Consider the following 13,680-nt stretch of genomic DNA (forward strand, 5'->3'; position numbering starts at 1 on the left):
CATGCCCTTGTGCCAGCATCCCTGCTGGCCCATCCGGGTCTTCCTCTCTGCGCTCAGCGCTGCGGATTGCCTGTCACCGGGCCCCACCCGCCTGCTCTTTTTGCTTTGTGCTGGCTGCGGGTAACGGCGGTTTCGGGGGTTACACAAGATCTTTCGGCAAGTTTTAAAAGGAAGAACTCTGCAAATAAGAAAATGGATGAGCATTGCTACAGCTCAAAAGCCTGAATGTTATTAGGGCTTAACTGGACGTCGTGCTGATGATAACTGCGNTCTGCAAATAAGAAAATGGATGAGCATTGCTACAGCTCAAAAGCCTGAATGTTATTAGGGCTTAACTGGACGTCGTGCTGATGATAACTGCGGATAGATAAACGGTTTTACTTAAAGCAGCTCAGCAGCGTGAGAGGTGGATAATCCCAGCGGTTGACGGGCATCCCGCAGCGCTGCGGCGAGGACGGAGGGCCAGGCGAGGGCAGCAGGGATGCTGCACTCAGGGAGCGGCGGGCAGGGATGCCCGCTCGCGACCAGGCCGTCCGGCCCGGAGTCGGAGCCAAAGGCACCAGGCAAAGCCTGGCGTGAGGACGCCCGGCAAACGCTGGGATTGTCCACCGGGATCGCAGGTATTACAGCTAACCAGCTAACCAGCTAACCAGCTAACCAGCTAACCAGCTAACCAGCTAACCAGCTAACCAGTGGAGTATAGGAATATGAGATATCTTCCCCCCACCTGTTCTTTTATAAACATCAGGGTGTGAAAAGGCTCATTTTCTTCATAGAAAAAGTGGTGTAACTGAAAGCAATTCAGAAGCCCGAGAGGTGGACAATCCCTGCGATTGACGGGCAATCCCTGCGATTGACGGGCAATCCCTGCGATTGACGGGCAATCCGCAGCGCTGCGGCGCAGACGGAAGGCCAGGCGAGGGCAGCAGGGATGCTGCTCTCAGGGAGCGGCGGGCAGCCCCCTACTTCATACCAAAGATCGGCTCCGGCAGGCCTGCCACCTCTACCCTGACCGCAAAAAGATCGCCAGACTGTGGGTATGTCTCCAGCTCCTCGGCGCTACGATCCTCACGGGAGCTGGTGATATACAGCGTCTTAAGATCCGCTCCGCCAAATGCGACCATCGTCGGCCAACGAACCGGCAATGGGATCTCATCAACAATTCGGCCATCCGCCGGATCGAGGCGGACAACCCGCGACCCATCGAACATTGCCGCCCAGTAAAAACCTTCGCTATCTACCGCTGCACCGTCGGGCTGACCGCCCTCACCCTGCGCAAATTGACGGACCACCTCACGCGGACCAATCTCGCCCTGCTCGTCCATTGGGTAGCGATAAAGCAGCCCGTGTGGCGTATCAGTCTGGTACATCCAGCGCCCGTCCGGCGAAAATGCAACGCCGTTAGAAATCATGATATCTTCAGCCTGAACGGTCAGTTGAAGAGCCTCGTCCACCCGACACAGCTTCGCGCCGTTACGATCCTGCGGCTCCCACAGGCTGCCGCACCAGAAACGACCAAGGCGATCTACGCCTCCGTCATTGAACCGACTGCGCTCAGCATCACCGGGATTAGGCGCAATACGACTAACAACCTGCCCCTGCTTATCCAGCTGAAAAACGCCGCTGCGCATCGCGGCGATAAAGCCCCCCTGGTGATGCAGCCCGAAACAGCCGATATGCTCCGCTACCGGCATAACCTGATGAGCGCCACTCTGCGGATCGAAGCGATGCAGCGCGGGGGCCAAAATATCGACAAAATAAAGCGCCTGCTCACTGACCGACCAGACCGGGCATTCCCCCAGTTCAGCCTGCACTGCAAGTACATTTTCTACCTGATAACGCATAACGTCTCCTTTAAATGAATGCGAATAGTTTAGGTCATCACCGCCAGTTTGCCTGGTTCAAAAGGGCAGTAGGTAAATAACACAGAATAAAAAGGGTTTCATTTAGGATAATTCTGCCGTCAATGGTTTTTTTCATCATTGTCTGATGTCCATTAATTGTACAGCCATGCAAAATAAACTGAATTACCTGGACATATCTTTATAAAAAAAACGACAAATGCGGCATTATTTCTCCACTATTTGTCGCTAACCTTGTTGGCGTAAGATAAATGAAGTTCTAACATTCAGATAAAGATGCCTGAACGGAAGGATGTACCATGCAGGGCAGTAGATGCGGTCTACAATAAGTATCAGGGCATGGGTGAAAACACCTTGCCCGGCATGGGGTTCGTACAGATTTGATATCGCTAATTACGGGAAAAAGCTCACTTCCCTGGCGGGCAAAGCCTGCGCACAGCAATATAACAATAAAGAAATAACGCTATTCAGGGCGGGGGATTTCCCCGCCCTTTTTTATATTTTATCCCTTAATACTGTAATTACACTGATACCATGCTTTCATTAATCCCGGAAGACGGCTCGCCTGAGGTTTAATCGGTTCGACGGTGTCAAAACCCCGATCGGCACAATAGCGTTGCACATCTTCTCGCATCGCCGTTTTATTTACCGTTGTCGGATTAAAACGATACTGAACGGTATTTACAGCCGGGTCTTCATCCACTCTTTCAAACGCCCCAGGTTTACCTGACGTACAGCCTGCTAATAGCAGTGCAGCCAGGGCAACAAGGCAGGGAATACTCTTTTTCATCTCATTACTCTCCTCTGGTGCGGCATGATATCAGCCCCGGCTCTCCTCGCTATCGGAAAAAGCTATATTTGCGCTTTCTTTAGCCGACATTTGCATTAACTTACCTATTGATTCGATTCAGCGAACCATCTGGCGTCATTGGCGAGGGAATGCGATTATGCAGTCAGACACAGTAACGAGTCTGCACCACACCAGGATTTACTATAAAATTACAATGATTTATGCCCGCGGCGAGCGGGCTTTTTTTTTGCTTAATTTGCATTTCCGCTGAGTATGATACGCAAAACGGCCGCAGAACGCTTAACCGGAAGTGCCAGCACGGATTGATACAGATCGAGGGTCATATCACAGAGTTTAGTCCGGTTAATGTCTGGCTCGGCGGGTGTATTGAGCGTTTGCAGGTCGCTGCCCCATTTCCGATAGAGCGTTCGGACAGTCGTGTGTAAATCCCGATTTGCACCCGACACATCCTGCTGCGTTACCGTTTCGCTGGCGTGTTGCAGAAAGCTGTCCATTGCATCTTTCTCACGACTTAACAGCGATTCCGGCAACAGTTCATCGGTATTGATCCCGCCGCTGACCTGAGGAAAAAGGAATTTGAAACACAGATTGGGATCTTTCTGCCGCAGTACCATCATCTCTTCGACTGAAATACGCATATAGGCAACCACATCGCTGTCGCTGGCATAAGCGAGTCGCTGATTAAGCAGGTCAGCAAGATCCGGGCGCAGCCGCTGCTGGGCTTCCGCTTCATTGGCCCCCTCTTTCAGCGCCGTCAGATATTCCTGCTCTATTTTTTTATAGAGGTCAGGCTGCTGGGCTTTTACCGTGCGCCAGACCGGCTGCAGGGCCAGATGCCTGACTGCCTCAGCAATTTTCTCTGCATGCTGCTCCTGCGGCAGCCGCCAGCCGAAATAATAGAAATTTCCGACAAAGAGCAGGGCAAATGCCAGTATGGCGGCGGTTGTCTTACTGAAGGCGCCGCGTTTTTGCAGCAGGGAGAGCACGAGAATAACGGCAAGGCCGAAGATAAAGGAAATAAGGGTAGGCTGTGAAATCAAAATGGCATCCTGTTATGCAGGGCCAGCTTGCGCCAGCCCTGATAATAAAGCGCTAGTCGGCGCGTACGTCCACCAGCACCGGACAGCTGGCATGTTCGATCACGGCCGCACTCACCGACCCTTTAAGCAGCCGGTTAAATGAGGAGAGATGGCGGCGCCCCATAATAATCATCGCCGCGTGCAGCTCGTTCGCCACCGCTACAATCGTTTCCGCCGATTCACCGGCTACCACGCGTCCGGTTGCCGTAACGCCAGCGGCCTGTAAGCCCGCCAGCGCCTGACGCACGGCGGCCTCGGCGGTGTTCTGCTCGTCCAGGGCCGCGCCAAAGTCACCCGGGTCTTCCCCGGCCTCAATAATCCAGGCGCCAGTCGTGCTGGCGTAGCTGGCATCAACGCAGCATAACACCACCACCTGTGCCTGAAGTGCGCAGGCCTGCTCACTGGCCAGCTGTACGACCTTACGGGCAATAGCCGAGTTATCAACGGCCACTAAAAGCGTTTTCATATCCCTCTCCTGTCAGTTACGAAGGGTCACCTTGCCTATCTCATCCACCAGCGCCTCTTTGCATTTAAGGATCTCGGTACGATAGAGCGCCTCATGCTTTTGAAAACGGGTGGATGGAACCAGTAAGCTAATGGAAAAGCGCCCCAAAATAGTATCGATCGCTACCGCCATAGTAGAAATCCCTTCCAGCGTCTCACCGCGGTCATAGGATAATCCGGTACGGCGGATCTCATGCAGCCGCGCAAGCAGCTCTGGAAATGCCTTTACGGTAAGGTCTGTCATCGCCTTATAGGCATCGCCCACCAGCGCCCGGGCCTGCTCATCGCTGTCCAGCGCCAGCAGCGCTTTGCCGCCTGAAGTGCTGTACAACGGCAGGTTAAGACCGATGCGCGGTACCACCCGCAGCTCGCGGTCGGCCACCACGCAGTGAACAATCGCCAGCTGAACGCCACTTGCCCGCGCCAGCGACACGGTTTCGCCAGTAGCATCACTCAGCGCCTGTAGCCACGGCTGAGCAATGGCCACCACGTCAGTATGCAGCGTAGCAATGAGTCGCAGCAGCGCCGGGCCCAGTCGCACTCCGCCAACGCCGTGGCTGCGCACCAGCTGTACCGAGTCCAGCGCACTCACGATCCGCTGTACCGTCGAGCGCGGCAGGGAAACCGCCTGAGCGATTTCACCCAGGCTCATGCCGTTCGGACAGTCACCCAGGGCATTCAATATTTTAGCCGCCCGTGCGATGACCTGAATCCCACCCGCTCGATCTTCATCCCGCGGGATTGAAAGTTCAGACATAAGCGTTCCTTCTTTTTGGATGGCGATACTTTAGCACTAATTTATCCTCACCGGCACGCTGTACCGCATTGCAATACAGGTTATCGCAGAGTAATATCGTCAGCCACTGTATCGCTATGCAATACAGTGCACCAATAACCCTATTTTTCCTGCGGAACCCTGTTATGAATGCTGTACCGGCCCCGGCCCCTCATCCTTTTACCCTGCGTCTGGCGCTGGGAATGGTGGGCGTGCTGATAGCGGCGATGACCTCGGGGCTTAATGACCGCGTCACCGACCTGGCACTGGCCGACGTGCGTGCGGCGATTGGCTTTAGCTACGACAGTGCAACCTGGGTAACTTCAGCATGGCAGGCAGCGGAAGTCTCAGCGATGATGGTTGCACCCTGGTTTGCCGTCACTTTCTCACTGCGCCGGTTTGCGCTGGTGATGACCTTTGGCTTCGCCGCCACCGGCCTGCTGCAACCCTTTGCGCCCACGCCCGGCCTGTTTGTCGCCCTGCGGGTCGTTCAGGGCCTGTTCGGCGGCGCGCTGCCGCCGCTGCTGATGACCGTGGCGCTGCGTTTTTTACCGCCGCCGTTCAAACTCTATGGCCTTGCCGCCTATGCGCTGACTGCGACCTTCGGTCCCAATATCGCTGCCTCGCTGGCCGCTTTCTGGACCGACTCTGTCGGCTGGCAGTTTGTTTTCTGGCAGGTAATACCGCCCAGCCTGGTGGCTGGCCTGCTGATTGGCTGGGGGATCCCTCAGGATCCGCTGCGACTGGCCCGTTTTCAGCAGATCGATCTGTTCGGCATGCTGACCGGCTGTAGCGGAATGGCGCTGTTGATCCTGGCACTCGGCCAGGGTGAACGACTGGACTGGCTGAACTCACCGCTAATCGCCGCCATGCTGCTGGCTGCGGCCGCCCTGCTGGTGGTGTTCTTTATCAATGAGTGGTTTCACCCCGTGCCGCTGTTCAAATTGCAGATGCTGGCGCGCAGAAACCTGAGCCACGGGCTGCTGGTGCTGGCGGGCGTACTGCTGGTCGCGCTTTCCGGGTCCGCCCTGCCATCGGCCTGGTTTGCTCAGGTAGGAGGGTTCCGCCCCGCACAGTTTGCTCCGCTGGCGCTGACTATCGGTCTGCCTCAGCTGCTAATCGCACCACTGCTCGCCGCCCTGCTTAATCTGCGCTGGATTGACTGCCGCTGGATGCTGACCCTTGGCGCGATCCTGCTCAGTCTCTCCTGCCTGATGGGTATGCAGCTGACGGATGAGTGGAGCAGACAGAACTTCTGGCTGATCCAGACGCTTCAGGCTTTTGGGCAACCAATGCTTATTTTGCCAGTGCTGATGAGCGCCACCAGCGTCGTTCAGCCGCCGGAAGGGCCTTACGCCTCGGCGATGTTCAATACCGTGCGGGGGTTCTCCAGCGTGGCGGCCGGTAGCCTGGTCGAAAACTTCCTTACCCACCGCGAGAAGTTTCATTCTCATATCCTGGTCGATCAGCTGGGGAATCGGCCCTGGCTGATTACGGCGGATAATGCTGCCAGTGCGGGCCCGCTCTCGCCACTCCTGCCGGACGGATCAGTCAGCTCGGTGGAAAATGTAGGCCACTTTGCCACGCTGGTTAAACATCAGGCGGTGATCCTCAGCATCAGCGATGGCTACCTGCTGATTATCGGTGCCGCCCTGCTGTTGGTCCTGCTGACGGCGTGGCTCCCAAAACGCGTGTATCCGCCACAAACGCTTCTTCAACATCCTATCCAGGTGCCAGGAAAATTATCATGAGTTTAGTCACTGCAAAACGCCCTCTGCTTTTAGCGCTGCTGCTGATCCTGCTGCTGGCCTGCGCCTTTGTGATCTGGTCAGCAATGCGCCACCATCATGCCCGGACCGATGATGCGACGGTGGTGGCCGATTACACGCTGGTCGCACCCAAAGTGTCGGGCTATATCCGTAGGGTGAACGTCAGCGATAATCAGCAGGTGAAGGCGGGCGACACGCTGGCCACGATTGACGACAGCGATTACCGCGTGGCGCTGGAAACGGCACTGGCAAACCTGGAAATCAGTCAGGCAAAGTTAAGCAGCGTACAGGCTCAGCTGGAACAGCAGCAGGCGGCGATCGCGCAAAGCGATGCGGCAGTCAGCGCCAGCGAAGCCACCCTTAACTATGCGCAGCAGAATGCCGGGCGCTACCGTCGCCTTCTGAACACCGGCACCGGCACTGCGGATGAGCAGCAAAAAACCCAGGCGGCCATGCAGGAAGCCGCCTCCCAGCTGCGTCAGAGCCAGGCAGCCGCGCTTTCGGCTCGTAAACAGACCGGTGTCCTGCGCGCCAGCCTCCGCCAGGCGAATGCCGATATCGCGGCTTCGACGGCGGCAGTAGATCAGGCCCGCCTCAACCTTTCTTACACTATTATTCGTTCACCGGTTGATGGCACCGTCGGCCAGCGTACGGTGCGGCAGGGCGCGTGGGTGACGGCAGGCACGCGCCTGCTGGCGGTCGTGCCCCTCAGCCAGTCTTACGTGCTGGCTAACTTCCTGGAAACGCAGCTGGGCGACGTCAGATCCGGTCAGCCCGTGACCCTCAGCGTCGATGCCCTGCCCGGCGTCACCCTGCATGGGCGCGTTGACAGTATTGCACCGGCTACCGGCTCAACCTTTGCGGCGATTACCGCTGATAACGCCACCGGTAATTACACTAAAGTCACCCAGCGCCTGCCGGTAAAAATTGTGCTGGAACCGGGTCAGGTTGACCGGACGCGTCTGCGAGTGGGAATGTCAGTCATTGCGGAAATTGAACCGCGTTAACGGTGGGGGTATTCTCAGCGTATCCGACTTTATTCAGGCGAGAATAACGGGTAAATTGACCCGCTGTTCTGCCATCACCGCTCAGAGGACGCGTTTGTGAAATATGCACTGATGGGAATTTCGTTCATTCTGCTGATTTGGGTTGGCACTTTTTTACTGATGCTGTAACCCCTGGACAGGGGCCAGGCCTGACGGCCCGGCCCTCGTCGTTAAACGTCCTCTTCGCTGACTTTAGTGGTCACAGGAAGAAGGCCGTCCGCACGAAACATCGCCTTGATCCCTCTTACCGCCTGACGAATGCGATCGCTATTTTCAATCAGCGCAAAGCGCACGTGGGTGTCACCGTAATCACCAAATCCGATGCCTGGGGAAACGCACACTTTCGCTTCCTGTAGCATATGTTTGGCGAAGTCCAGCGATCCCATTGCGCGGTAGTGGTCGGGGATCTTCGCCCAGACGTACATGGAGGCTTTAGGGATTTCAACCATCCACCCCGCCTCATGCAGACCTTTAACCAGCACGTCACGGCGGCGTTTATACTGCTCAGCAATATCGCGCACGCACTGCTGATCGCCCTCCAGCGCGGCGATGGCCGCCACCTGTAGCGGCGTAAAGGTGCCGTAGTCGTGATAGCTTTTGATGCGCGCCAGCGCAGCAACCAGCTCCTTATTCCCCACCATAAAGCCAATACGCCAGCCGGCCATATTGTAACTTTTCGACAGGGTAAAGAACTCTACCGCCACCTCGCGCGCACCGGGCACTTCCATAATAGAGGGCGCTTTCCAGCCGTCATAAACGATATCCGCATAAGCGAGGTCGTGGATCACCAGCACGTTGTACTGCTTCGCCAGCGCGATAACCCGTTCAAAAAAATCCAGCTCCACGCACTGGGCGGTGGGATTTGACGGGAAGCCGAGGATCATCATTTTCGGCTTCGGATAGCTTTCCCGGATCGCCCGCTCCAGCTCGTTAAAAAAATCTACGCCCTCAACCAGCGGTACCGAACGGACCTGAGCACCGGCAATCACGGCGCCATAGATATGAATCGGATAGCTGGGATTTGGCACCAGCACCGTATCACCGTGATCCAGCGTCGCCAGCATCAAATGGGCCAGCCCCTCTTTCGAGCCAATGGTGACAATCGCCTCTGTTTCAGGATCGATATCAACCTGATAGCGGTCGGCATACCAGCGAGAAATGGCGCGGCGCAGGCGGGGAATACCGCGCGAGGTGGAGTAGCCGTGCGTATCATCGCGCTGGGCGACGGTGCACAGTTTTTCTACGATATGCGGCGGCGTGGGGCCATCGGGATTCCCCATGCTGAAATCAATAATATCTTCACCGCGACGGCGCGCAGCCATCTTCAGTTCGGCGGTAATATTGAAAACATAGGGCGGTAGACGTTCGATACGGGAAAAACGACGTGCAGAGCTGATGTCAGCCATTGAAACCTCTGATTTACGTTAGCGCCCGGACCGTCCGAGCGACGCCGACCAGAAACTGGTCTGTCAGTGAACATATCGCAGGCAGCCCGGGTCTGTCGAGATGAGGCGTAACATTTTTTTAACGATCGCGCGCCAGGCAACCAAAGGTCCAGTCATTTACCCACTGACCGCGCAGCAGGTAATTCTCGCGCAGCGTGCCCTCAAGCTGGAAGCCGTTTTTCTCCAGCACCCGGCGCGAAGGCCAGTTCCCCTCCACCACCTGCGCCCTGAGCTTATGGAACTCACAGGTCTCAAACAGGTAGTCCACCATCGCCGACAGCGCTTCGGTGCCATAGCCCTGGTTAAAATGCCCGCTGAGCAGCGAGTAGCCCACTTCAGCCTGACGCCAGGGGATCCATTCGGCATTCGCGCCAATCAGGCCAATGGCTTCACCCGTTTCCGCCAGGCGGATCGTCAGGCATAGCATATGGTAGCTGGTCACCTGCCAGGGCGCGAGGCGCAGGGTAAAGCGTTGGCGAATATCGGCCTCCTGCGGGATCTCGCTGATAAATGCCATGCTAGTTTTATCCCGGTGTACCTGTTGAAACAGCTGCCAGTCGTCTGGCACCAGCCGGGTCAGTCGAAGCCTGTCAGTGGTCAGTTGCATAAATATCCTCTGGCGGTCTGCAAGGTGAAAATTGATCAAGATACCTGTTCGGGGTAATCCACGACCTCATGCCTGGCACAACCTCCCCACTTTACATATTATAGGCGATGACTTTTTCACGTCTGCCGAGGCGCCCGTGCACACTACCTTTGATATGCTGCTTGCCGTATTAGAACGCGCTGCCCTGATGCTGATTTGCCTGTTTTTTATGACCCGCATTCATCAATTTCGTCAGCTGCTGCAAAAAGATGAGCACTCATGGCAGGAGCTGGTTGCGGTCACGGCGATTTTCAGCCTGTTTGCCCTGTTTGGTACCTGGAGCGGCATCAACGTTGAGGGCTCGCTGGTCAACGTGCGCACCATCGCGATTATGTCCGGCGGCATTTTATTTGGGCCCTGGGTCGGCATCATTACCGGGGTGATTGCCGGTCTGCACCGTTTTCTGACGGACGTTCACGGCGTCAGCGCGGTTCCCTGTCTGATCACCAGCATCATCGCCGGATTTGTTTCCGGTGCGATTAACCTTAAGGTTATCAAGGAAAAGCGCTGGAGCGTAGGTATTCTTGGCGGCATGCTGTGTGAATCACTGACCATGCTGCTGATCGTGCTCTGGGCGAGGCCGTTTTCTCTTGGCCTGGAGATTATTAGCGAAATTGCCCTGCCGATGATCCTCGGTGCCGCCAGTATTGGCCTGATTGTGCTGCTTATTCAGAGCGTTGAGGGGGAAAAAGAGGCCATTGCTGCCCAACAGGCCAAGCTGGCTCTGGATATCGCCAATAAAACGCTGCCGCTGTTTCGCCAGGTGAACAGCCAGTCGATGCGCAGCGTATGCGATATTATCCGCAGCGATATCAAAGCGGATGCGGTAGCCATCACCAATAAGAACCAGATCCTCGCCTATGTCGGCGTGGGGGAAGAGAACTACGAAAACGGTGATGATGACATCAGCCCGACTACGGCCAAAGCCATCGCCTACGGTCAAATCATTATCAAAAATAACGATGAGGCGCACCGAACGCCGGAAATTCATTCGATGATCGTCATTCCCCTGTGGGAAAAAGGCGAGGTCACCGGCACGCTGAAAATCTATTATCGCCATGCCCACCGCATTACCTGGTCGCTACGGGCGATGGCGATTGGCCTGTCGCAAATTATCTCTACGCAGCTGGAAGTCTCCCGCGCCGAGCAGCTGCGGGAGATGGCTAACAAGGCGGAGCTGCGGGCGCTCCAGAGCAAGATAAATCCCCACTTTCTCTTCAACGCCCTTAACGCCATCTCCTCCTCCATTCGCATCAATCCCGATACTGCCCGCCAGCTGATCAGTAATCTCGCCCGTTATCTACGCTATAACCTTGAGCTGAACGATGATGAGATGATTGATATCAGGAAAGAGCTGTATCAGATAAAAGATTATATCGCCATTGAACAGGCGCGCTTTGGCGACAAGCTCACCGTGATTTACGATATTGATGAAGAGGTTAACGGCGTGCTGCCCAGCCTGCTGATCCAGCCGCTGGTGGAAAACGCCATCGTACACGGCATCCACCCCTGTCGGGGTAAAGGGGTGGTCACGCTCAGCGTGAGGGACCAGGGCGACCGGCTGCGTATTTCGGTGCGCGATACCGGTCATGGCATCAGCGAGGAGGTGGTCGCCAGAGTCGAAAAAAACGAAATGCCCGGCAACAAGATTGGTCTGCTTAACGTCCATCACCGGGTCAAACTGCTGTACGGTGAAGGGCTGCATATACACCGGCTGATGCCGGGCACGGAAATTGCCTTTTACATCAGTAAAAACGGGGCGATCCTGCCGGAAAAACAGCGTATGTCACTGACGGCCTGAGGTCGTATTAAGCGGAAATAAGCCTGTGAAAGCGATTATAGTCGAAGATGAATTTCTGGCGCAGCAGGAGCTGAGCTGGATGATTGAGCAGCATAGCCAGCTGACCATCGAGGCAACCTTCGATGACGGACTGGATGTCCTGAAGTATCTGCAAACGCACCAGACGGATGTCATTTTTCTGGATATTAATATCCCCTCGCTGGACGGCGTACTGCTGGCACAGAATATCAGTAAATTCGCCGTCAGGCCGCTCATTGTCTTTATCACCGCCTGTAAAGAGCATGCGGTGGAAGCCTTTGAGCTGGAGGCATTTGACTACATCCTTAAGCCCTACCATGAGATGCGTATTGTCACTATGCTGCATAAGGTGGAGAACACGCTGCAGCAGGCAAAACTGCACACCGCGCCCGGGGCCATACGCCCCCAGCCCCGCACGGTAAATCTGGTGAAGGATGAGCGCATTATCGTGACCGATATTAACGATATCTACTATGTCGAAGCGCACGAGAAGTTAACGTTTGTTTATACCCGGCGTGAAGAGTATGTGATGTCGATGAATATCTCAGAGTTTTGCAACCGCCTGCCCGAGGATGCCTTCTTTCGCTGCCATCGCTCCTGGTGCATCAACCTGAGCAAAATTCGCGAAATCGAACCCTGGTTTAATAACACCTATATGCTCAAACTGCGCGATCGGGACTTCCAGGTGCCGGTCAGCCGCAGCAAGGTGAAAGCGTTCCGCCAGTTAATGGGGCTGTAAACGGGAAGCGTGGATGCCAGCCGGGCAGTGGTTAAAGATATTCGTGGATGTCTGAGACCGCAGTTTAGGGTAAGTGACAGCTCCAGCGGCCCATGCCGCTGTCGCCTGTCAGGGGGTGATGCCCCCAGGGCCGCTGTGGCCCCTGAGGGTGGCGCATTTACAGAATGCTGCCCAACACCTGGCGCAGGTGAGCCCCGGCACCCAGCAGGCCCGGCTGGTCGTGGGTGATAAGGTAAACGGGGATATTCTGCACGTAATCCTTGAAGCGCCCTTTATCCTCAAACGCCGCGCGGAAGCCGGACGCTTTGAAGAAGGAGAGGAAGCGCGGCACAATGCCACCGGCAATATAGACGCCGCCAAAGGTACCCAGATTTAGCGCCAGGTTACCGCCAAAGCGGCCCATGATCACACAGAACATCGCCAGCGCGCGACGGCAGTCGGTGCAGCTATCGTCCAGCGCACGGGATGAAACGTCCTTCGGCTTCAGGTTATCCGGCTCCCGCCCGTCGGATTTGACAATCGCCCGATAGAGGTTAACCAGGCCCGCGCCCGACAGCACGCGCTCGGCAGAGACGTGGCCCAGCTCGGCGCGCAGCACTTCAAGGATCAGGTCTTCCTCTTCGCTATTGGCAGCGAAATCGACGTGGCCGCCCTCGCCCGGCAGGCTGACCCAGCGCTGGTCAACGTGCACCAGATGCGCCACACCCAACCCGGTTCCCGCACCGTAGACGGCAATCGGCTTGTCCTTCACCGGTTCGGTCCCGCCGAACTGCATAACGTCCTCTTCCGAGAGCATCGGAATGGCCATCGACACGGCGGTGAAGTCATTGATAATTTCCAGATGCTCAAAGCCAAGATTAGCCTTCATTTTGCTGCTGGAAAATGCCCAGTCGTGGTTGGTCATCTCAACCCAGTCTTCCGTGATCGGGCAGGCGATAGCGATACAGCCATCGGTTATGTCCTGCTGCTGCTCGTCAAGATAAGCGCGGATCACCGCTTCCAGGCTTGCAAAATCTGCTGTGGAGAACGTTTTGGCTTGTGACAGGGCACCGTTCTCAACTTCACACAGTGCCAGGCGGGCGTTAGTGCCGCCGACATCACCTACCAAAGCATACTTAGTCATTATTGTTTTGCTCCGCTTACGTCATTTAAACACACTATAAATTTCCCCCGCTGAAACAACAA

14 protein-coding genes are annotated in these 13,680 nt (G+C 56.0%); 6 read left to right on the forward strand and 8 right to left on the reverse strand.

Annotated features, from left to right (window positions below; genetic code table 11):
• The coding region (locus tag A1830_RS23345; RefSeq protein WP_231877615.1) for a hypothetical protein at positions 1-225 on the forward strand (225 nt) is incomplete at its 5' end.
• Positions 226-962: 737 nt separating this feature from the next.
• On the opposite strand, the gene A1830_RS11355 is transcribed toward A1830_RS23345, so the two are convergent.
• The 5 genes from A1830_RS11355 to A1830_RS11375 form a co-directional block, all read right to left on the reverse strand.
• Positions 963-1,844: an SMP-30/gluconolactonase/LRE family protein gene (locus A1830_RS11355; protein ID WP_067705824.1), complete on the reverse strand. Its 882-nt coding sequence runs from the start codon at positions 1,842-1,844 to the stop codon at positions 963-965.
• Between the two features lie 520 nt (positions 1,845-2,364).
• Positions 2,365-2,652, reverse strand: a complete 288-nt coding sequence (locus tag A1830_RS11360) for a hypothetical protein (protein WP_067705825.1) — start codon at positions 2,650-2,652, stop codon at positions 2,365-2,367.
• A gap of 251 nt (positions 2,653-2,903) precedes the next feature.
• Positions 2,904-3,713, reverse strand: a complete 810-nt coding sequence (locus tag A1830_RS11365; protein WP_231877616.1) for a hypothetical protein — start codon at positions 3,711-3,713, stop codon at positions 2,904-2,906.
• A 52-nt stretch (positions 3,714-3,765) separates the two neighbouring features.
• A complete protein-coding gene (locus A1830_RS11370) occupies positions 3,766-4,218 on the reverse strand; it encodes a universal stress protein (RefSeq protein WP_067705826.1) in 453 nt (150 codons plus the stop codon).
• Between the two features lie 12 nt (positions 4,219-4,230).
• Entirely contained in the window at positions 4,231-5,013 is a 783-nt protein-coding gene (locus tag A1830_RS11375; protein WP_067705829.1) for an IclR family transcriptional regulator, read from the reverse strand.
• Between the two features lie 164 nt (positions 5,014-5,177).
• Between A1830_RS11375 and A1830_RS11380 the strand changes: the two genes are divergently transcribed.
• The 3 genes from A1830_RS11380 (at position 5,178) to ypdK (ending at position 7,975) form a co-directional block, all read left to right on the forward strand.
• Complete coding sequence (locus tag A1830_RS11380) at positions 5,178-6,782, forward strand: MFS transporter (RefSeq protein WP_067705830.1); 1,605 nt, start codon at positions 5,178-5,180, stop codon at positions 6,780-6,782.
• Positions 6,779-7,807: an HlyD family secretion protein gene (locus A1830_RS11385; protein WP_067705831.1), complete on the forward strand. Its 1,029-nt coding sequence runs from the start codon at positions 6,779-6,781 to the stop codon at positions 7,805-7,807. The genes A1830_RS11380 and A1830_RS11385 overlap by 4 nt, the downstream gene beginning before the upstream one ends.
• Before the next feature lie 96 nt (positions 7,808-7,903).
• Positions 7,904-7,975: a membrane protein YpdK gene (gene ypdK / locus A1830_RS22640; RefSeq protein ID WP_156484989.1), complete on the forward strand. Its 72-nt coding sequence runs from the start codon at positions 7,904-7,906 to the stop codon at positions 7,973-7,975.
• Between the two features lie 41 nt (positions 7,976-8,016).
• Here the strand turns inward: ypdK and alaC are convergent, their stop codons facing one another.
• A complete protein-coding gene (alaC, locus tag A1830_RS11390; protein ID WP_067705834.1) occupies positions 8,017-9,252 on the reverse strand; it encodes an alanine transaminase in 1,236 nt (411 codons plus the stop codon).
• A gap of 118 nt (positions 9,253-9,370) precedes the next feature.
• A complete protein-coding gene (locus A1830_RS11395; protein ID WP_067705836.1) occupies positions 9,371-9,898 on the reverse strand; it encodes a GNAT family N-acetyltransferase in 528 nt (175 codons plus the stop codon).
• Positions 9,899-10,052: 154 nt separating this feature from the next.
• Here A1830_RS11395 and A1830_RS11400 point away from each other — a divergent pair, with 154 nt between their 5' ends.
• Both A1830_RS11400 and A1830_RS11405 read left to right on the forward strand, forming a co-directional pair.
• Positions 10,053-11,738, forward strand: coding sequence for a sensor histidine kinase (locus tag A1830_RS11400; RefSeq protein ID WP_067705909.1), 1,686 nt, complete (start codon positions 10,053-10,055; stop codon positions 11,736-11,738).
• Between the two features lie 25 nt (positions 11,739-11,763).
• On the forward strand, positions 11,764-12,495 hold the full coding sequence (locus tag A1830_RS11405; protein ID WP_067705837.1) for a LytR/AlgR family response regulator transcription factor: 732 nt from the start codon (positions 11,764-11,766) through the stop codon (positions 12,493-12,495).
• A gap of 157 nt (positions 12,496-12,652) precedes the next feature.
• Here the strand turns inward: A1830_RS11405 and glk are convergent, their stop codons facing one another.
• On the reverse strand, positions 12,653-13,618 hold the full coding sequence (glk, locus tag A1830_RS11410; RefSeq protein ID WP_067705838.1) for a glucokinase: 966 nt from the start codon (positions 13,616-13,618) through the stop codon (positions 12,653-12,655).
• Positions 13,619-13,680: the final 62 nt, after the last annotated feature.

The organism is Erwinia sp. ErVv1, from assembly GCF_900068895.1.
GTDB lineage: Bacteria > Pseudomonadota > Gammaproteobacteria > Enterobacterales > Enterobacteriaceae > Erwinia.

What these genes read in the sequence shown, in the direction of transcription:
- A1830_RS11385 (WP_067705831.1), top strand. Translation starts at nt 6,779, where the DNA reads ATGAGTTTAGTCACTGCAAAACGCCCTCTGCTTTTAGCGCTGCTGCTG.
- glk (WP_067705838.1), bottom strand. Translation starts at nt 13,618, where the DNA reads ATGACTAAGTATGCTTTGGTAGGTGATGTCGGCGGCACTAACGCCCGC.
- A1830_RS11360 (WP_067705825.1), bottom strand. Translation starts at nt 2,652, where the DNA reads ATGAAAAAGAGTATTCCCTGCCTTGTTGCCCTGGCTGCACTGCTATTA.
- A1830_RS11375 (WP_067705829.1), bottom strand. Translation starts at nt 5,013, where the DNA reads ATGTCTGAACTTTCAATCCCGCGGGATGAAGATCGAGCGGGTGGGATT.
- A1830_RS11355 (WP_067705824.1), bottom strand. Translation starts at nt 1,844, where the DNA reads ATGCGTTATCAGGTAGAAAATGTACTTGCAGTGCAGGCTGAACTGGGG.
- A1830_RS11380 (WP_067705830.1), top strand. Translation starts at nt 5,178, where the DNA reads ATGAATGCTGTACCGGCCCCGGCCCCTCATCCTTTTACCCTGCGTCTG.
- alaC (WP_067705834.1), bottom strand. Translation starts at nt 9,252, where the DNA reads ATGGCTGACATCAGCTCTGCACGTCGTTTTTCCCGTATCGAACGTCTA.
- A1830_RS11395 (WP_067705836.1), bottom strand. Translation starts at nt 9,898, where the DNA reads ATGCAACTGACCACTGACAGGCTTCGACTGACCCGGCTGGTGCCAGAC.
- A1830_RS11370 (WP_067705826.1), bottom strand. Translation starts at nt 4,218, where the DNA reads ATGAAAACGCTTTTAGTGGCCGTTGATAACTCGGCTATTGCCCGTAAG.
- A1830_RS11400 (WP_067705909.1), top strand. Translation starts at nt 10,053, where the DNA reads ATGCTGCTTGCCGTATTAGAACGCGCTGCCCTGATGCTGATTTGCCTG.